This is a genomic window from Hydrogenophaga sp., assembly GCF_019264445.1.
Taxonomy (GTDB): Bacteria; Pseudomonadota; Gammaproteobacteria; order Burkholderiales; family Burkholderiaceae_C; genus Hydrogenophaga.
The window spans coordinates 43676-61769 of the sequence record NZ_JAHVAB010000075.1; the positions used below are offsets into that span (position 1 = coordinate 43676).

Here is an 18094-nt window from a genome sequence, read left to right on the forward strand (position 1 = left end):
GTGGGCCTCAGAGGTTGAATGTCCAGCGCACCGAGTGGAAGAACACGGGTGCGGCAAAGCACAGGGCGTCGACGCGGTCGAGCAGCCCGCTGGCCCCCGTGACGGAGCGACCCGCCAGGCCCCAGTGGGTCACGCCGCGGTCGCGCTTGATGGCTTTCATGACCAGATGGCCCAGGCTGCCCGCCACGCAGGCCACGAGCGCCATGGCCAGCGCGGGCAAGGGTTTGAAGGGCGTGAAGCCCGAGAGCAGGACGCCCAGGAAACCGCCCGCGGCCAGGCCCAGCGCCCAGCTGCGCCAGTGAAAGCTCACGCTGATGGCGGGGGCCACCGGGCGGCGCAGTCCTCGCGCAGCGAGGTGCTGCACCAGCATGCAGGTCTGCACCACCAGCACGAGAAAGAACACGAGAAACGCGGTCTTGCCCGCGAAGCCGGGGAAGTTGAGCAGCAATAGCGCGGGCACATGGCTCATGCCATAGACGCAGACCATGATGCCCCACTGCAGTTTGGCGTTGCGCTCCAGAAAACGCTGCGGGTCGTTGCCCAGTGCGCTCACCACGGGGATGGCGAGGAACACGTACACCGGAATGAACACGGTGAAGAGGTTGAAGCGCTCCGTCCAGACCAGCGCGTACTGCAGGGGCAGCACGGCAAAGAACGCGAGCACGAGGCTGCGGTGATCGCCCCGGCGCGTCGGAGAGAGGCTGATGAACTCGCGCAGGATGAAGAAGGACACCGCGCCAAACAGCACGATGGCAAAGCCTTCGCCCATCACCCAGCCGATCCAGAACACCACCATCATCATCCAGGAGCTGCGCAGGAGCGCCTGGTTGTCTTGCAACCGCAAAGCGCGTTCGCCGGTGAGGTCGTCGTCGCTGGCGCGGCGCTCGCGCACGGAGAGCAAAACGCCCACGCCGCTGGCAATCAGCAGCAAACCGAACAGCAGCACGAACACCAGGCTGACCTGTTGGTCCGCGGTGAGGCTGCGCAGAAAGGAGCCCATGGATCAGACTTCCCGCAGGGCCATCACGGCCTCGCGCGCACGTTTCAGAAAATCGGCTCGGGGTTCGTCGGTGCCGAGCGCGACAGGTTCGCCAAAGGTCACCGAGCAGAGCACGGGCACGGGCACCACCTCGCCTTTGGGAATCACGCGCTGCACGTTGTGGATCCAGGCGGGCACGAGCACCACGTCGGGGAAGCGTTGCGCCAGGTTGTACAGACCCGACTTGAAGGGCTGCGGGTCTTCCTCGTGGCCGCGCGTGCCTTCGGGGAACAGGATCAGCGAGTCGCCGCTGTGGAGCGCTTCGGCCAGCGGCGCCAGCGGGTCTTCGTCGCCCTTGCGTTCGCGTTCGACGTACACGGCGTTGAACACCTCGGTGGTGATCCAGCGCTTGAAGTTCGAGGCCGTCCAGTAGTCTTTGGCCGCAATCGGGCGTGTGATGCTGCGCAGCTCCTGCGGCAGCGCGGCCCAGATCAGCACCAGATCGGCATGGCTCTGGTGGTTGGCGAAGTAAATGCGCTGCTCGGCCTTGGGTGGGCAGCCGTACCAGCGTGCCTGTGCGCCGGTGAGCAGGCGCACGAGGCCGAGCAGAAAGAAGCTCATGAGTTGCGCGCGCCAGTTCATCGCTTGAGCCTCATGGCAGGGCCACAGCGCCCATGCGCGCGACGATGGTGCCCGTGCGCCGGGCGAGGTAGGCAGACCCCTGCCGGGTCTCGAAGAACTTGGGCGAGGGGAGCATCACGGCCAGCCGGGCGGCCTCGCTCGGGCTGAGCTTGCTGGCGGGCTTGTTGAAGTAACGCTGCGACGCCGCTTCAGCACCGAACACGCCTTCGCCCCATTCCACGCTGTTGAGGTAGATCTCCAGGATGCGGCGCTTGTCGAGCAGGGCCTCCAGCGCGAGCGTGAGCAGCAGCTCCTGGCCTTTGCGAAACAGCTGGCGTTCGCCCGAGAGCAGCAGGTTCTTGGCGAGTTGCTGGGTGATGGTGGAGCCGCCGACGATGCGGGGCTCGCGCGCAGGCTGTGCTGGCTGGCGCGCCGCGCGTTTCTCGGCTTGCTGCTGGCGCCGCTCGTTCTTTTGCCAGGCGCCTTCGATCGCGCTCCAGTCCACGCCACGGTGGTCCACAAACCCCGCGTCCTCCGATGCGATCACGGCGCGCTTGAGGTAGGGGCTGATCTGCGCGTCGTCCACCCACTGGTGGGACCAGCGCCAGGCCTTGTCGCCCTGCAGGCTGCCACCGGCGACGCGCCATGCCTCGGAGCGCATGAAGGCGGTGCTCGCGGGATCGACCGCGACCATCAGCGCGATGCGCGCCACGAAAAACAGTTGCAGCGCCACGCCCGCCAGGAACAACCACAACAACCAGCGACCCAAGCCTCTCATGCGGTGGCGATCTATTGCCCGGAGAGCTGGGTCTGCAGCGTCTCGTCGCGGGTGAAGCGAAAGCGCGAGACGACCACGATCTGGTCGGCCTGGCGCCGCATGGCGTCATTGAAGCTGCCGAACGACAGGCTGCGCACGATGGCCTGGGCCCGCCGGTCGAGCTGGGCGACGCCCGAGGGTTGCACGACCTCGGTGTCGAGCACGGTGCCGTTGTGGTTCACGGTGATGGTCATGGTGAGCTCGCCATACAGCTTGCGTCCACCGGCCTCGGGGAAGTTGGAGGTGCCCCGGTCTTCGATCTTGCGGCGCAGCTCGTCGTAGTAAATGGCGTACACCGCTTCGCGGGTGGCGGGGCTGATGTAGCGTTTCTTGGGCCGCGCGTTTTCCTCGTTGATGCGCTTCTCGATCTCGGCCAGGATCTTCACCAGGGCGCGGCGCTTCTGTTCGCGGTCGGCCGATTCGGCGCTGGGGTTGACCGACTCGGGATCGGGCGGGGGCATCTTGGCGAGCTCTCGCCGCACTTGCGCGAGCAGGCGGTTTTGCTGCTCGCGCAGCGCTTCGATCATGCGGTCGTTGTCTTCGTTCGCGTCGCCGATGCGCGCCACGGCAGAAGGGGGCAGGGGAGACGTGGCGCGGCCCCGTTCCTTGTCGCCACCGCCAGCCAGCGAGGCCTGTGCAATCGCCGTGGCCTTCTCGGGCCGCTCGGTGCTGCGCGAGTTGACCAGGATGACTTCCAGGGGGGTGTCCTGGAACACACGGTTGAAGCGCTCCGGGTCCACAAAGCGCACAGTGAGCAGCGCCGCGTGAACCGCCACCGACACACCCAGTGCCAGTTGCAGCGTGCTCAGCTTCTTGAAAAAGGACAGGGCAGACGACTTCACGCGGGCATTATCCGTGCTGGGTGTCGCCAGTGCCTCAATCCCCTGCCGGGTCGGGCGTTTGTGGGGGCTGGGCGGCAGACTCGCCATCGGCTTCGTTCACGTCGATGGCCAGGGCCAGCGGCGCGGCCAGCGCTTCGTCGTCCTCGCCCTCGTCGCCCGATGCTTCGCCGACATCGTCCACCGGCAGGTCCAGCCGCTCGGTCACGGTGCCGTGGATGTCCAGGGTGATGTCGTCGATCTCGCCGAGCTTCACGCGCACGTGCGCGCCACGCGGCAGGCCGTCCGAGCCCAGCACCGGCAGCACCAGCGGCAGGGTGTCTGCGCGCACCAGGTTGTCCTTGATCAGCGTGGCCGTGAGCTCCGTGATGCCCTGCTGCTTCACGTGTTGCAGTGTCCAGTAGCGCTCCATGCCGTTCTGGAAACCGTTGTAGGCGGTGTAGGCGGCATCGAACGCGCTGATGACCGAGAACAGGTTGGCGTCCTTGGGCTTGAAAGGCGCGGCCAGCGCCGCTGTCTTGCCGTGGCGCGCGCAGGCAATGATCTGCCACTGGTTGACCATGTCCACGTAACGGCGCAGGGGCGACGTGCTCCAGGCGTAGCTTTTGACGCCGATGCCCGCGTGGGGCTGCGCCTTGGTGCCCATGCGCACCTTCACACCCGGCTGCAGGCTGGCCTGGCTGCGGTAGATGCCCGGCACGCCGCATTCGGCCAGCCAGTTGCCCCAGGTGCTGTTGGCCAGGATCATCGCCTCGGCTACCATCAGGTCCAGCGGTGCACCCCGCTGACGCGTGCCGATCAGCACGCGTTCGTCGCCTTGCGGCTCCTCGCCGCTCACGCCTTCCAGGCGGAAGGTGTAGTCCGGGCGGTTGAAGTTTTCAGGTTTGCCGCGCACCACCTCGCGCTGCGCCTTCAGGTGGAGCGCGAGGCGGAACAGGAAGGCCAGCGAGGGCTGCAAAGCCGCAATGTCGGGCGCGACTTCGGACTCAGACGCCTGGCCTCCGAGCCAGGCCTGCGTGATCACGGCGTCGAGCTGGTCGTGCCGCAGGTTGATCGCAATGGGCACGCGTTCCAGCGCCGTGCGGCTGCTGGTCACCGCCAACGTGGCTTCCTCGAACGTCACGTACAGCGACACGGCCGGACAGTCGCGCCCGGCCATCAGCGTGTAGGCCTGCACCACTTCGTCGGGCAACATCGTGATCTTGTGGCCTGGCATGTACACGGTGGACAGGCGGGTGCGCGCCACCTGGTCGATGGCGCTGTCGGGTGCGATGGCCAGGCCCGGTGCGGCGATGTGAATGCCCAGCGTGACCGTGCCGCTGCCCAGCCCCTGCAGCGAGAGCGCGTCGTCGATCTCGGTGGTCTGCGAGTCATCGATGGAAAACGCCTGCACAGGCGCCAGCGGCAGCTCGTCGGCGATGACGGGCGCCTGCAGCGCCGGGAAGCCGGTGCCCTTGGGGAACTGATCGAACAGGAAGCGTTGCCAATGGAACTGGTACGCGCTGCGGATCGCGCCGGCGTTCTGCAGCAGGGTGAGTGGCGCGGTGTGGGTGTGGCGCGCGGCCTCGACCACCGCCTTGTATTCCGGCGCGTTCTTGTCCGGCTTGAAGAGGATTTTGTAGAGCTGCTGCCGCACGGGCTCGGGGCACACGCCGCTGCCCAGCTCGGCGGCCCAAGCCTCGATCTGCGCCTGGACCTGCTTTTTCTTCTCGATGGCTGCCAGTGCCTGCGCGAGGATGTCTGCCGGCGCCTTTTTGTAGCGGCCCTTGCCTGCGCGGCGGAAATAGTGCGGCGCGCCCTGCAGGCACATGAGTGCGGCCACCTGTTCGGTGGTGCTGGCGTGGTCGCTGAAATACTCGCGCGCGAGGTCTGCAAACCCGAACTCGTCCTCGGGTGCGAATTCATACGCCAGCTCCAGCTCCATCGAGCCGCAGAGCTCGGTGGCGGCAGCCATCAGCTGGCTGGGGGCGGGTTTTTCAAAACGGAGGAGGGCATTGGCGGACTTGACCTTGACCCGCTTGCCCGATTCGAGCTCGACTTGCAGGGAACTTTCGGCCTCCGACAGGAGGCGGCCGGTCAACAGCTTGCCGGCTTCATCAAACAGGATGTGCATGGGCGCGATTGTCCCATGGGGGCAGAGGGTGTCGGCTACAGGCCGAGGAAGGCAAAAACCGCGTCGATGTGGTCGTCAAAGTCGCTGATTGCGTGGTCGCTGCCTTCCAGCAGCCGGATGGTGCCGCCAGCGCAGAAGGCCTGCATCTCGCGCCAGTCCAGCACCTCGTCGCCCCGGGCCACGATGGCGAACTGGCGCTCGGGCGTGGTCGGCCGAAGAGACGAGCAGCGCTCGATGTCGTCCTGTTGCGCCTGCAGCTCGGCCACGAAACCGGGTTCGAAGAAGAAGCGTTCCTGCGGGTCGTGCCAGGCCGTCTGTTCGCCGATGTGCCGGGCGAGATCGCGCGCCGGGAACACCGCCGGGTTGAGAAGCACCGCGCGGCAGCCGGTCTGCAGCGCCAGCCAGCGCGCATAAAACCCGCCGAGCGATGACCCTGCGACCGCCATGGTGTGCCGAGGCCACATTTCAATGCCGCGCATCACCATCTCCAGGGCGCCTTGTGGGGAGGGGGGCAGCTGCGGACACCACCACACCACATCGGGGTGCGCAGTGCGCACGCGCGACGCGACCTTCTGCGCCTTCATCGATTGCGGAGATGAGCGAAAACCATGCAGGTAGAGGAGGTGGGTGGTGGTGGGAACGGCCATGGGCGAAGGATAATCGCCGGCTATGTCCGCCGCCTTCGACAAGCCCACCATCCTGCAGCGCATCGCCCCGATCTTTCAGGGCTTCGATGGCTGGCTGCTGTTTGCCATCCTGCTCATGGCGGGCGCCGGGCTGGTCACGATGTATTCGGTGGGTTTCGACCACGGCACCCGCTTTTCTGCCCACAGCCGCAACATGCTTCTGGCGCTGGGGCTGCTGTTTCTGGTGTCTCAGGTGCCGCCGCAACGCTTGATGGCGCTGGCCTTGCCGCTGTACGCGGCGGGCGTCTTGCTGCTGCTGGGCGTTGAGCTTTTCGGCATCATGCGAAAGGGCTCGCAGCGCTGGCTGGACATCGGCGTCACCGTGATCCAGCCCAGCGAAATCATGAAGATCGCCATGCCGCTCATGCTGGCCTGGTGGTTTCACCGGCGCGAGGGACAGCTCAAGCCGCTGGACTTCGTGGTCGCCGGCGGTCTGCTAATGATGCCGGTGGCGCTGATTCTCAAGCAGCCCGACCTGGGCACCTCGCTGCTGGTGCTGTCTTCCGGGCTGTTCGTGATCTTCTTTGCCGGCTTGAGCTGGAAGCTCATCTTGCCGCCGTTGCTGCTCGGCGTGGTGGGGGTCGTGACGCTGATCGCCATGGAATCCCAATGGTGCGCGCCCGGTGTGGACTGGCAGATCCTGCACGAATACCAGCGCCAGCGCGTGTGCACGCTGCTGGATCCCTCCAAGGACCCGCTGGGCAAGGGCTTTCACATCATCCAGGGCATGATCGCCATCGGCTCGGGGGGGGTCTGGGGCAAAGGCTTCATGCAGGGCACCCAGACCCACCTGGAATTCATCCCGGAGCGCACGACCGACTTCATCTACGCGGCCTTTTCGGAGGAGTTCGGTCTGGTCGGTGTGCTCTGCCTGATGAGCGGCTTCATCTTCCTGATCGTTCGCGGCCTGATGATCGCCGTGGAGGCGCCTACCCAGTTCTCGCGCCTGCTGGCGGGCGCGGTCACGCTCAATGTCTTCGTGTATGCCTTCGTCAACATGGGCATGGTCAGCGGCATCCTGCCCGTGGTGGGGGTGCCGCTGCCGTTCGTGAGCTATGGGGGCACCGCCATGGTCACACTGGGCGTGGGGCTGGGCATCCTGATGTCGATCGCCAAGTCCAAGCGGCTCATGCAGTCGTAGCCGGCGACGGGCAAGACCCTGACGCCAGCGCGCAGCGCAGGGGTTCTTACAATGGCCCGATGATTTCACGCGAACCCACCCTGGCCCGTCTTGCCACCGCCCAAAGCCTGTTGCTTGAGCCCTTCGGTCTGAGCCCCGCGCACCTGCAGCGCGCGCTCGGCGAGATCATGTCGCATGGCGTAGACGACGCCGACCTGTATTTCCAGACCACGCGAAGCGAGGGCTGGAGTCTGGAAGAAGGCATCGTCAAGACGGGCAGCTTCAGCATTGATCAGGGCGTGGGCGTGCGCGCGGTCAGTGGTGAGAAGACGGCGTTTGCCTACTCCGACGACTTGTCCTGGGATTCGCTCATCGACGCCGCCCACACCGTGCGCTCGATCTCTGCGCAAGGGCAGGGCCGCAAGGTGCGCGTGCCGGCGGTGAAGGTGTCCAAGTCGCGCTCTCTCTACCCTGGCCTGGACCCCATTGCCACGCTGGACAGCACGGCCAAGGTGGCGCTACTGGAAAAGGTCGAGCGCATGGCCAAGGCCAAAGATCCGCGCGTCAAGCAGGTCATGGCCGGCCTGGCCAGCGAGTACGACGTGGTCCTGGTCGCGCGGGCCGACGGCACGCTGGCCGCCGACGTGCGCCCTTTGATCCGCCTCTCGGTCACGGTGATCGCCGAGCAGTCTGGCCGGCGTGAAGCCGGGTCTTCCGGTGGCGGTGGTCGTTTCGGCCTGGCGTATTTCGACGACGCGATGGTGCAGTCGTATGTGGACGAGGCCGTGGGCTATGCACTCACCAACCTCGATGCCCGTCCAGCGCCTGCTGGTGAAATGGTGGTGGTGCTGGGTTCGGGCTGGCCGGGCATCCTGCTGCATGAAGCCGTGGGCCACGGCCTGGAAGGCGACTTCAACCGCAAAGGCTCCAGCGCGTTTGCCGGGCGCATCGGCCAACGGGTGGCGGCCAAGGGCGTTACGGTCCTCGATGACGGCACCATCGCCGACCGGCGTGGGTCGCTCAACGTGGACGACGAAGGCCACACTTCGCAGAAGAACGTGCTGATCGAGGATGGCATCCTGCGTGGCTACATCCAGGACGCCATGAACGCGCGCTTGATGGGTGTGAAGCCCACCGGCAATGGCCGGCGGGAAAGCTACGCACACGTGCCCATGCCGCGCATGACCAACACCTACATGCTGGGCGGCGACAAGGCGCCCGAGGAAATCGTCGCCAGCATCAAAAAGGGCCTGTACGCGACCAACTTCGGCGGTGGTCAGGTCGACATCACCAGTGGCAAGTTCGTGTTCTCCGCGAGCCAGGCCTACTGGGTGGAAAACGGACAGATCCAGTACCCGGTGAAGGGCGCCACGCTGGTGGGCAACGGGCCGGATGCCCTCACCCGCGTGTCGATGATCGGCAACGACATGCGACTCGACAGCGGTGTGGGCACCTGCGGCAAGGAAGGCCAGAGCGTGCCAGTGGGCGTGGGTCAACCCACGTTGCGGATCGATGGCCTGACCGTGGGCGGAACAGCCTGACACCGCGGCCCCGTTTGCCTGTGCTACATTTCTCGCCCATGTCTTCGCGCTTCACCTTTTTTGCTTTTTACTTTTGGTTCTCAGTCCCCGGCGGACGAGAGGCGAGGCTGTAAGCGCATCACCGAATCTCGATCAAACCGCCGGAGCCACAAGCCCGGCGGTTTTTTTTCGCCCCTCAAGTTACCCACCCAACCCCACCCAGGAGCTTTGTGATGACCGCCCAGAACGCCCCCGCCAGCAGCGACGCCTGGCATGCCCGTCCTGTCGACAAAACCAGCCAGACCGACGACGAACGCATCAAGGACATCACCGTGTTGCCCCCTCCCGAGCATCTGATCCGCTTCTTTCCCATTGGCGGCACGCCGGTGGAGGCGCTGATCAGCCAGACCCGACAGCGCATTCACAACATCCTTCACGGACACGACGATCGTTTGCTGGTGGTCATTGGTCCGTGCTCGATCCACGACCCGGCTGCCGCGCTGGATTACGCGCGTCGACTCAAGCCGCTGCGCGAAAAGTACGCCGACACGCTGGAGATCGTGATGCGCGTGTACTTCGAAAAGCCGCGCACCACGGTGGGGTGGAAGGGCTTGATCAACGACCCCTATCTCGATGAAAGCTACCGCATCGACGAGGGCTTGCGCATCGCTCGCCAACTGCTGATCGAGATCAACCGCCTGGGCCTGCCAGCGGGCAGCGAGTTCCTGGATGTGATTTCGCCCCAGTACATCGGTGACCTGATCGCATGGGGCGCCATCGGCGCGCGCACCACCGAAAGCCAGGTGCATCGCGAACTGGCATCGGGCCTGTCGGCGCCGATTGGTTTCAAGAACGGCACGGACGGCAACATCAAGATCGCCACCGACGCGATCCAGGCCGCATCGCGCGGGCACCACTTCCTGTCGGTGCACAAGAACGGCCAGGTCGCGATCGTGCAGACGAATGGCAACAAGGACTGCCACGTCATCCTGCGCGGTGGCAAGGCACCCAATTACGACGCCGCCAGCGTGGCCGCGTCCGTGAAGGAGCTGGAAGCCGCCAAGTTGCCGCCGCGCCTCATGGTCGACTGCAGCCATGCCAACAGCAGCAAACAGCATGAAAAGCAGCTGGATGTGGCACGCGATATCGCGGGCCAGATTTCCGGAGGCTCGCGCAGCGTGTTCGGCGTGATGATCGAGAGCCACATCGAGGCCGGCGCGCAGAAGTTCACCCCCGGAAAGGACGAGGTTGGCGCGCTCAAGTACGGTCAGAGCATCACCGATGCCTGCCTGGGCTGGAGCGATTCCCTGCAGGCGCTGGAGGTGTTGTCGGGCGCGGTGCAGAAGGCGCGAAGCGTTCGCGGATGAGGCGTGGTCGCGGGCTTCTCCGGGGTGGATCGCGCGGGTGCGCTGGTCCACAATGCATCGATTCACCAGGAGAACGCCATGCGCAGCCAAGTGACCGTGAGCTGGGGTGAGCCTGCCAGCTACCGATTTGATCTGGAAGAAGTCCAGCCGATGCCCCACGACCTGGCCCGGGCGTGGCTGGACGAACAATTCACCACCCTGGGCTGTGAGCCGATTCGGCCCACGGGCAAAGTGCTCACCGCAGACAAGGTGCTGTGCGTGGCAGAGGCCGCGGGCGAAGCGCGTTTTCGAGACGCGCTGCACAGCACCTGGGCCGCAGCCTTTGCGCGTGCGGCGAGCGCGGCACTGGCCAAGCCGGTCGTCTCCATTGACGTGCCCCGTCAGTCACTCACCTATTAGGCGCTGCGGTACGCCGAGCTGCTCAGACCGCGAGGGCCTTGAGCAGGCGGTCGTGAATGCCGCCAAAGCCGCCGTTGCTCATGCATACGATGTGATCGCCGGGTTGCGCGGCGGCGCTCACCATCGACACCAGCTCGTCAATGTCGCGACCCACGCTGGCCCTTGAGCCCATCGGGGCGAGCGCTTCTGCGGCATCCCAGTCGAGTCCGCCGGCGTGACAGAACGCGAGGTCGGCCGCTTCCAGGCTCCAGGGCAACTGAGCCTTCATCGTGCCCAGTTTCATGGTGTTGCTGCGGGGCTCGAAGACCGCCAGGATGCGCCCCCGCGGAGAACCGAGTTTGCGCTGCAGCCCATCCAGCGTGGTGCGGATCGCCGTCGGGTGGTGAGCGAAATCGTCATAGACGGTGATGGCGCCGCCCGCGCGCGGCACCGTGCCCCGCACTTCCATACGCCGGCGCACATTTTGAAAGGTGGCCAGCGCGCGCGACGCATCGGCAGGCGCCACACCGACATGCTCGGCGGCCGCGATCGCTGCCAGCGCGTTGAGCTGGTTGTGAACGCCTGTGAGCGCCCACTCCACTCTCCCAACAGCCCGACCCTGGTGCAAGACGTCGAAGGCGTGGGGTTCACCACGTGCGGTGAAGTCGCTCACCGCAGCCCCGAAACTGCGCAACTCGCTCCAGAGGCCCTTGTGCAACACACGCTCCAGGCTGTCCTCCAGCCCATTCACCACCACGCGGCCCGTGCCGGGTACGGTACGAATCAGGTGGTGAAACTGCCGCTCGATCGCGGCAAGGTCGTCAAAGATGTCGGCGTGGTCGAACTCCAGGTTGTTCAGGATCGCCGTGCGCGGGCGGTAGTGAACAAACTTGCTGCGCTTGTCAAAGAACGCCGTGTCGTATTCGTCGGCTTCAATGGTGAACGTGCTGCCCTGGCCGAGGCGAGCGGAGACACCAAAGTTGAGGGGCACACCGCCAATCAGAAATCCGGGTTGCAGGCCGCAGGCTTCCAGAATCCAGGTCAGCATGCCTGTGGTGGTCGTCTTCCCATGGGTGCCGGCCACGGCCAGTACGTGGCGACCCTGCAGCACGTGTTCTGCCAACCATTGCGGGCCGCTGGTGTACGCCGCGCCGCTGTCCATGATGGCTTCCATGAGGGGAAATTTGGGCGTGCCGTCCGCCTGACGGGCGCGGCTCACCACGTTGCCCACCACGAACATGTCGGGTTTGAGCGCCAGCTGGTCTGCAGCGAAGCCCTCGATGAGCTCGATCCCCAAGGCCCGCAGCTGGTCACTCATGGGGGGGTAGACCCCGGCGTCGCAGCCGGTCACGCGGTGACCCGCTTCGCGGGCCAGGGCGGCGAGGCCACCCATGAAAGTGCCACAGATACCCAGAATATGAATGTGCATGCGCGAATTCTAGGTGGGCAACCCATGGGGCTCGGGGGTATGGCTGGCCTGTGCGGTCGAGACAGGTGCAAGCGGGCACAATTCGCATCATGGACGCCAGCCGAGACGACATCACCCATGAGATCGCCGCCGTGGCTGCACGCCTGGTGGTCGAGGAAGGCCTGGAGTACGCGGCCGCCAAACGCCGCGCGGTCAAGCAGCTCGGCCTGCCGCCGCGCACGCCCCTGCCGGACAACGCCGTTCTGGAGGCCGCTGTGCGCGAAGACATTGCCGTGTTTTGCCCCGACACCCAGGCGGCCGAACTCCAGGCCTTGCGCGAACTCGCCCTGATCTGGATGGACCGACTCAAGGACTTCCGCCCTCATGTGGGCGGTTCGGTCTGGCATGGCCTGGCCACGCGCCACAGCGACATCTATCTCCAGTTGTTTTGTGACGATCCCAAGGCGCCGGAATGGGCTTTGCTCGACCACCGCGTGGACTACCACCCTGGCACCGTGAACGGCTGGCGCGGCGAGCCGGTGGAGGCGCTGACCTTGCGCACCCGCTGCGAAGCGTTGGGCCAATGGGTGCTGGTGCATCTGATGGTGCATGGGCACGACGACTTGCGCGGAGCGCTCAAGCCAGACGCACAGGGGCGCAAACCCCGCGGAGATGCCGCCAGCCTGCGCCGCCTGATCGCCGGGGAGGTGGCCGCATGAAACTGCAGCGCCGGACCCTTGTGATGGCGGGCGTGGCAGTGGCCGCCGGTGGCGGTGGCGCGCTGGTGGCCACACGCCGCTTCCAGCTCCAGCCCGTGATGAGCGAGGCGGAGCTGGCTTTCTGGACGGGCGAGTTTGAAGGGCCCCACGGGGAGCGCGTGCGCATGGCCGATTTCCGGGGCCAACCCTTGCTGGTGAACTTCTGGGCCACATGGTGCCCTCCCTGCGTGGAGGAGCTGCCGATGCTCAACCGCTTCCATCAAGTGCATGCGACCAAAGGATGGAAGGTGCTGGGTCTCGCGGTTGACCAGCCCAGCGCGGTGCGCTCATTCCTCCTCAAGTTGCCCTTGAACTTCCCGGTGGGCATGGCGGGATTTGCAGGCACGGAGCTCAGTCGCAGCCTGGGCAACCCCTCGGGCGCGCTTCCATTCACCGTGGTGTTCGGGGCCGACGGCGCCCTGTTGCACCGCAAGATGGGCAAGGTGTCGGATGCCGATCTGGCGCAGTGGGCCGAGTTGGCCTGACCTTTCGTCAATCCGCTCGAATGTGATGTGAAAAAGGGGTAAATTCCCGGCTTTCGCAGAAATGACCCGGTTGCCGGCTTCTCCGCTGGCCGGCGGGTCCCCCAATCCCACAACGTTGAGGTGTCGAGCCCTTCGTGTACACTGCGGCACCCCGGCAAGTTGACGCACTGGTTATTTCGCTGAAGTTAGGTGCATTTAAACCAACTTGACCGAATTTCGTTGGAGAAATCATGGATTTGAGAAAACTGAAGACGCTGATCGACCTGGTGTCCGAGTCGAATGTGTCCGAGCTGGAAATTACCGAGGCCGAGGGCAAGGTGCGCATTGTCAAAAGCGCGCCCGTGGTGGCTGCAGCGCCTGTGACGTACAGCATGGCCCCCACTCCGGTGGCGCCGCCCGTGGTGCCGGCGGTGGAGGTGACGCCCGCCGCACCGGCGGCCGCCGCGGCTGCGGCTCCGCAAGGGCACAGCGTGAAATCTCCCATGGTGGGCACGTTCTACCGCGCTTCCAGTCCGGGTGCCAAACCCTTCGTCGAGATCGGTGATGCCATCAAGGAAGGCGAGACGATCTGCATCGTCGAGGCCATGAAGATCCTCAACGAGATCGAGGCCGACAAATCCGGCACTGTCACCCAGATCCTGGTGGAGAACGGCCAGGCGGTGGAATACGGGCAGCCTTTGTACGTGATCGAATAAAGAAGGCCCCGAGCCCATGTTCAAGAAAATCCTGATTGCCAACCGCGGGGAGATTGCGCTGCGCATTCAGCGCGCCTGCCGGGAAATGGGCATCAAGGCCGTGATGGTCTATTCCGAGGCCGATCGCGACGCCAAGTACGTTCGACTGGCCGACGAGGCGGTCTGCATCGGCCCGGCGTCGAGCACCCACAGCTACCTCAGCATGCCCGCCATCATTTCGGCGGCCGAGGTGACCGATGCCGAAGCCATTCACCCCGGCTACGGCTTCCTGTCGGAAAACGCCGACTTTGCCGAGCGCGTGGAGAAGAGCGGTTTCACCTTCATCGGCCCCACACCGGAATCCATTCGCACGATGGGCGACAAGGTGTCGGCCAAGCAGGCCATGATCCGTGCGGGCGTGCCTTGTGTGCCTGGCTCCGAAGGTGCGCTGCCCGACGACCCCGTGGTCATCAAGCGCACCGCCAAGGCGGTGGGGTATCCGGTGATCATCAAAGCCGCTGGCGGCGGCGGCGGTCGTGGCATGCGCGTGGTGCACACCGAGGCGGCGCTTCTGCACGCGGTGCAGACCACCAAGGCAGAAGCGGGTGCTGCCTTCGGCAACCCCGAGGTGTACATGGAGAAGTTTCTCCAGAACCCGCGGCATATCGAGATCCAGATCTTGGCCGACCAGCACCGCAATGCGGTGTACCTGGGCGAACGCGACTGCTCCATGCAGCGCCGTCACCAGAAGGTGATTGAAGAAGCGCCGGCGCCGGGCATCCCGCGTCGCCTGATCGAGAAGATTGGAGAGCGTTGCGCGGCAGCCTGCAAGAAGATCGGCTACCGCGGTGCAGGCACCTTCGAGTTCCTCTTTGAAAACGGTGAGTTCTATTTCATTGAAATGAACACCCGCGTGCAGGTGGAGCACCCGGTTACCGAGTGGATTTCGGGTGTCGACATCGTGCGCACGCAGATTGCCGTGGCCGCGGGCGAGAAGCTGCCATTCACGCAGCGACAGATCCAGTTGCGTGGGCATGCCATCGAGTGCCGCATCAACGCGGAAGACGCGTACAAGTTCACCCCGTCGCCTGGACGCATCACGACGTGGCACGCGCCCGGTGGTCCTGGTGTGCGCGTGGATTCGCACGTCTACACCAACTACTTCGTTCCGCCCAACTACGACTCCATGATCGGCAAGATCATCGTGCACGGCGACACGCGTGAGCAGGCGCTGGCCCGCATGCGCACGGCGCTGGCCGAGACCGTAATCGAGGGCATCAAGACCAATATCCCGCTGCACCGCGAGTTGATGGTGGACGCCAGCTTTGTATCCGGTGGCACCAACATCCACTACCTCGAAGAGTGGTTGTCCCAACGTGAGCGATGAGGCCTCCCAGTTGACCCAGCCACCGGCTGGGTCACTTTTTGAATTGGTGCTGCTGGTGCCCGAATCGGCCGTGGACGACGTCAGCGACGCCATGGTGGCGCTGGACGCACTCAGCGTGTCGGTCGAAGACGCAGACGCCATGACCGATGCCGAGGTCGCCTTGTTTGGCGAGCCAGGCATGCCGGCACCCAAAGAGGGCTGGCAGCGCTCCCGTGTGGTCGCCCTGTTTCCGACCGATGCAGCCGCCCGCGACGCTGCGCGTTTGCTGCAAGCGCAAGACTTCTTCGAAGGCTGTGTGGTTCAAGGCGTGCGGGCGGTGCTTGAGCAGGACTGGGTGCGTTTGACGCAGTCGCAGTTCGACCCTGTCGAGATCACGCCCAGCTTCTGGATCGTGCCCACGTGGCACGAACCGCCAGCGGCTGCTCAACAGGTGATCCGCCTGGACCCAGGCCTGGCGTTTGGCACGGGCACCCATCCGACCACGCGCATGTGTCTGCGCTGGATCGCCCAGCATGGGCCGGTGGGGCCACGCGTGCTCGACTACGGTTGTGGTTCAGGCATTCTGGCCATTGGTGCGGCCAAGTTCGGTGCACAGGAGATCGTTGCGGTGGACATCGATCCCGCCGCGGTGGAGTCTTCCCGCCTCAACGCCGAGGCCAACCACGCTGCGCTGACCACCGGCCTTCCCGATCTGGCGCGTGGCGAACACGACCTGGTGCTGGCCAACATTCTGGCCACGCCACTGAAGGTGCTGGCGCCGTTGTTGTGCGCCCATGTGCGCCCGGGCGGGCACCTGGTGCTGGCCGGGATCCTTGCGCGCCAGGCCGATGAGCTCACGCAAGCCTATGCGCCGTGGGTGACGTTGCAGGTCAGCGACGAAGAGGATGGCTGGATCCTCATGACGGCGCTCAAGCGCTGAAGCCCTCGCAGCGCCCACGATAATCGGCGCATGAGTTTCACCACCCGTTGCCCCTCGTGCGGAACGATGTTCAGGGTCGTCGCCGACCAGCTGAAGATCTCCGAGGGCTGGGTGCGTTGTGGCCATTGCGCCGACGTGTTCGATGCCACGCTGTATCTGCAACCCTGGATTCCGCCGGGAGAGTCGACCACCCCTGAAGATTTCGTGCAGGCAGCGCCTGAGCCCGAACCCTTGCCTTCGCAGGAAGCCGCAACGGAGCCCGGGCCCGACGCCGAGATGCCGCTGTCAGAAGCCTTCCCCGTGGAGGCATACGACCAGGCGGTGACCGACGACGCCATGGAGTCCGCCGGGAGCGATCTGCAAGAACCCGTGGTTGAACGCTTGGACGTGCCGGTGCACGAGCCAACGGAGGCAAGGACACCGGACGTCGAAGAATCGGATTTCCATGCCGAGCTCGAGCGCTTTGCGGCGGGGCTGGGTCGCTTGAAAGCGGAGGGTGTGGCCTCCGCCGTGACCGATGCGGCGTTGGTGGATGCGCAAGCCATGCCCGATGCGCCAGCGCCGCACGATATGCTGGTCCATGACGATCTGCTCAGTGAGCTTGGCGCAGACGAGCCCGTGCCCGGATTTGTGAGGCAGGCCCGTCGTCAGGCTTTCTGGCAATCGATGGGCATGCGTGTGGTGTTGTCGGTGCTCGCCGTGGTGCTGGTGCTGCTGCTCGCCGCACAGTGGGTCGTTCATGACCGTGATCGCCTGGCCGCTTGGCAACCCACTTGGCAGCCGCTCCTTCAGCGGGCCTGCGAGCCGCTGGGGTGCAAGGTCGCGCCTGTGCGTCGCATTGATGCCATCGTCATCGACAGCACCTCGCTCGTGCGCAGACTCGGCAACTTTTATGCGTTCGATCTTGTGCTCAAGAACACGGCGCCCATCGCACTGGCTGTTCCAGCACTGGAGCTGACCCTGACCGATGTCGGTGAGGGCGTGATATCGAGGCGTGTCTTTCTGCCCCAGGAGTGGCCGGATGCACCCGCGCTGTTGCCTGCACAAGCGTCGGTTTCGGTGAGCTTTCGACTGTCACTCGCCCTGGGTGACGACACGCCCATGGCAGGTTATCGCGCCCTGGTTTTTTACCCCTGATGACGGAAACATCTCATGCCCATTCTCGTTTGTGGTTCGCTGGCCTTCGACACCATCATGACTTTCGAAGGTCGCTTTGCTGAGCAGATTCTTCCCAGCCAGTTGCACATCCTCAATGTCTCCTTCCTGGTTCCAGGCCTGCGCCGCGAATACGGGGGCTGTGCTGGCAACATTGCCTACGGTTTGAGGCAGTTGGGAGCCCAGGCCGTGCCTTTGGCGACGCTGGGCAACGATGGTGCCGAGTACGTGGACCGCTTGCGCACGCTGGGTGTGGACACGCAGCACCTGTCTTTTGCGGCGGACAGCTACACGGCGCAGGCCATGATCATGACGGACCGCGACAACAACCAGATCACGGCCTTCCATCCCGGTGCGATGTCGATGGCACACGACAACCCGGTGCCCAGCCGCAGCGATATTGCCGTCGCGATCATTTCGCCCGACGGGCGCGATGCGATGCTCACCCATGCGCGTCAGTTGCACGCGGCGGGTGTGCCATTCGTGTTCGACCCTGGGCAGGGCTTGCCCATGTTCAATGGCGAGGAGCTTCGTCAGTTCATTGAACTGGCCAGCTGGGTGACGCTCAACGACTACGAGGCACAGATGCTGTGCGACCGCACAGGCCTCTCACTGGATGCCATTGCCGCACAGGTGCGCGGACTGATCGTCACGCTCGGCGCGCACGGTTGCGATGTGTGGGACGGTGCGGCACCGAAGGTGCATGTGGCAGGCGTGGCTGCCACAGAGGTGGTCGACCCGACAGGTTGTGGCGACGCATTTCGCGCGGCCTTGCTGCATGGTCTGGAGCAGGGTTGGTCGCTGCAGCGGTGTGCCGAGCTGGGCAATCGCATGGGCGCGCTCAAGATTGCCAGCCGTGGTGGCCAGA

The 18094-nt window shown here is 65.1% G+C and carries 18 protein-coding genes; 11 read left to right on the plus strand and 7 right to left on the minus strand.

Annotated features, from left to right (window positions below):
- Positions 1–7: 7 nt before the first annotated feature.
- From KXJ60_RS16360 to KXJ60_RS16385, 6 genes are read right to left on the minus strand one after another with little or no spacing between them, the layout of a single operon-like run.
- Positions 8–1000: a phosphatidate cytidylyltransferase gene (locus KXJ60_RS16360; protein WP_291130370.1), complete on the minus strand. Its 993-nt coding sequence runs from the start codon at positions 998–1000 to the stop codon at positions 8–10.
- Between the two features lie 3 nt (positions 1001–1003).
- On the minus strand, positions 1004–1621 hold the full coding sequence (locus KXJ60_RS16365; RefSeq protein WP_291130371.1) for a lysophospholipid acyltransferase family protein: 618 nt from the start codon (positions 1619–1621) through the stop codon (positions 1004–1006).
- 10 nt (positions 1622–1631) lie between these two features.
- Entirely contained in the window at positions 1632–2378 is a 747-nt protein-coding gene (gene mtgA / locus KXJ60_RS16370) for a monofunctional biosynthetic peptidoglycan transglycosylase (RefSeq protein ID WP_291130374.1), read from the minus strand.
- Between the two features lie 11 nt (positions 2379–2389).
- On the minus strand, positions 2390–3259 hold the full coding sequence (locus KXJ60_RS16375) for a TonB family protein (protein WP_291130377.1): 870 nt from the start codon (positions 3257–3259) through the stop codon (positions 2390–2392).
- Positions 3260–3293: 34 nt separating this feature from the next.
- On the minus strand, positions 3294–5369 hold the full coding sequence (locus KXJ60_RS16380; RefSeq protein ID WP_291130380.1) for a ribonuclease catalytic domain-containing protein: 2076 nt from the start codon (positions 5367–5369) through the stop codon (positions 3294–3296).
- Positions 5370–5404: 35 nt separating this feature from the next.
- Positions 5405–6016, minus strand: coding sequence for a YqiA/YcfP family alpha/beta fold hydrolase (locus KXJ60_RS16385; RefSeq protein ID WP_291130382.1), 612 nt, complete (start codon positions 6014–6016; stop codon positions 5405–5407).
- Positions 6017–6038: 22 nt separating this feature from the next.
- Between KXJ60_RS16385 and rodA the strand changes: the two genes are divergently transcribed.
- From rodA to KXJ60_RS16405, 4 genes are all read left to right on the plus strand, one after another.
- Positions 6039–7196: a rod shape-determining protein RodA gene (rodA, locus tag KXJ60_RS16390; protein ID WP_291130384.1), complete on the plus strand. Its 1158-nt coding sequence runs from the start codon at positions 6039–6041 to the stop codon at positions 7194–7196.
- Positions 7197–7255: 59 nt separating this feature from the next.
- Positions 7256–8716, plus strand: a complete 1461-nt coding sequence (gene tldD / locus KXJ60_RS16395) for a metalloprotease TldD (RefSeq protein ID WP_291130386.1) — start codon at positions 7256–7258, stop codon at positions 8714–8716.
- Positions 8717–8928: 212 nt separating this feature from the next.
- On the plus strand, positions 8929–10062 hold the full coding sequence (locus tag KXJ60_RS16400; protein WP_291130392.1) for a 3-deoxy-7-phosphoheptulonate synthase: 1134 nt from the start codon (positions 8929–8931) through the stop codon (positions 10060–10062).
- Positions 10063–10140: 78 nt separating this feature from the next.
- Positions 10141–10461, plus strand: a complete 321-nt coding sequence (locus KXJ60_RS16405; RefSeq protein ID WP_291130400.1) for a hypothetical protein — start codon at positions 10141–10143, stop codon at positions 10459–10461.
- Positions 10462–10483: 22 nt separating this feature from the next.
- On the opposite strand, the gene mpl is transcribed toward KXJ60_RS16405, so the two are convergent.
- Complete coding sequence (mpl, locus tag KXJ60_RS16410; protein ID WP_291130403.1) at positions 10484–11869, minus strand: UDP-N-acetylmuramate:L-alanyl-gamma-D-glutamyl-meso-diaminopimelate ligase; 1386 nt, start codon at positions 11867–11869, stop codon at positions 10484–10486.
- Positions 11870–11958: 89 nt separating this feature from the next.
- Here mpl and KXJ60_RS16415 point away from each other — a divergent pair, with 89 nt between their 5' ends.
- From KXJ60_RS16415 to KXJ60_RS16445, 7 genes are all read left to right on the plus strand, one after another.
- Complete coding sequence (locus tag KXJ60_RS16415) at positions 11959–12567, plus strand: hypothetical protein (RefSeq protein ID WP_291130406.1); 609 nt, start codon at positions 11959–11961, stop codon at positions 12565–12567.
- Positions 12564–13091 (plus strand): TlpA disulfide reductase family protein, encoded by a 528-nt coding sequence (locus KXJ60_RS16420; protein WP_291130409.1) that lies wholly within the window; start codon positions 12564–12566, stop codon positions 13089–13091. Before KXJ60_RS16415 ends, KXJ60_RS16420 begins: the two co-directional genes overlap by 4 nt.
- 230 nt (positions 13092–13321) lie before the next feature.
- Positions 13322–13786, plus strand: a complete 465-nt coding sequence (gene accB, locus KXJ60_RS16425; RefSeq protein ID WP_291130411.1) for an acetyl-CoA carboxylase biotin carboxyl carrier protein — start codon at positions 13322–13324, stop codon at positions 13784–13786.
- A 16-nt stretch (positions 13787–13802) separates the two neighbouring features.
- Positions 13803–15152, plus strand: coding sequence for an acetyl-CoA carboxylase biotin carboxylase subunit (gene accC, locus KXJ60_RS16430; protein ID WP_291130414.1), 1350 nt, complete (start codon positions 13803–13805; stop codon positions 15150–15152).
- Between the two features lie 91 nt (positions 15153–15243).
- Entirely contained in the window at positions 15244–16071 is an 828-nt protein-coding gene (gene prmA, locus KXJ60_RS16435; protein WP_291130440.1) for a 50S ribosomal protein L11 methyltransferase, read from the plus strand.
- A 30-nt stretch (positions 16072–16101) separates the two neighbouring features.
- A complete protein-coding gene (locus KXJ60_RS16440; RefSeq protein WP_291130422.1) occupies positions 16102–17208 on the plus strand; it encodes a DUF3426 domain-containing protein in 1107 nt (368 codons plus the stop codon).
- Between the two features lie 15 nt (positions 17209–17223).
- Positions 17224–18094 (plus strand): carbohydrate kinase family protein (locus KXJ60_RS16445; protein WP_291130424.1); only part of this gene is annotated, 871 nt, incomplete at its 3' end.

Bases quoted from the DNA above. Each gene is read 5' to 3' on its own strand.
- KXJ60_RS16360 (WP_291130370.1), bottom strand. From the start codon at position 1,000: ATGGGCTCCTTTCTGCGCAGCCTCACCGCGGACCAACAGGTCAGCCTG.
- KXJ60_RS16365 (WP_291130371.1), bottom strand. From the start codon at position 1,621: ATGAACTGGCGCGCGCAACTCATGAGCTTCTTTCTGCTCGGCCTCGTG.
- mtgA (WP_291130374.1), bottom strand. From the start codon at position 2,378: ATGAGAGGCTTGGGTCGCTGGTTGTTGTGGTTGTTCCTGGCGGGCGTG.
- KXJ60_RS16380 (WP_291130380.1), bottom strand. From the start codon at position 5,369: ATGCACATCCTGTTTGATGAAGCCGGCAAGCTGTTGACCGGCCGCCTC.
- KXJ60_RS16385 (WP_291130382.1), bottom strand. From the start codon at position 6,016: ATGGCCGTTCCCACCACCACCCACCTCCTCTACCTGCATGGTTTTCGC.
- rodA (WP_291130384.1), top strand. From the start codon at position 6,039: ATGTCCGCCGCCTTCGACAAGCCCACCATCCTGCAGCGCATCGCCCCG.
- tldD (WP_291130386.1), top strand. From the start codon at position 7,256: ATGATTTCACGCGAACCCACCCTGGCCCGTCTTGCCACCGCCCAAAGC.
- KXJ60_RS16400 (WP_291130392.1), top strand. From the start codon at position 8,929: ATGACCGCCCAGAACGCCCCCGCCAGCAGCGACGCCTGGCATGCCCGT.
- KXJ60_RS16405 (WP_291130400.1), top strand. From the start codon at position 10,141: ATGCGCAGCCAAGTGACCGTGAGCTGGGGTGAGCCTGCCAGCTACCGA.
- mpl (WP_291130403.1), bottom strand. From the start codon at position 11,869: ATGCACATTCATATTCTGGGTATCTGTGGCACTTTCATGGGTGGCCTC.
- KXJ60_RS16415 (WP_291130406.1), top strand. From the start codon at position 11,959: ATGGACGCCAGCCGAGACGACATCACCCATGAGATCGCCGCCGTGGCT.
- KXJ60_RS16420 (WP_291130409.1), top strand. From the start codon at position 12,564: ATGAAACTGCAGCGCCGGACCCTTGTGATGGCGGGCGTGGCAGTGGCC.
- accB (WP_291130411.1), top strand. From the start codon at position 13,322: ATGGATTTGAGAAAACTGAAGACGCTGATCGACCTGGTGTCCGAGTCG.
- accC (WP_291130414.1), top strand. From the start codon at position 13,803: ATGTTCAAGAAAATCCTGATTGCCAACCGCGGGGAGATTGCGCTGCGC.
- prmA (WP_291130440.1), top strand. From the start codon at position 15,244: ATGGTGGCGCTGGACGCACTCAGCGTGTCGGTCGAAGACGCAGACGCC.
- KXJ60_RS16440 (WP_291130422.1), top strand. From the start codon at position 16,102: ATGAGTTTCACCACCCGTTGCCCCTCGTGCGGAACGATGTTCAGGGTC.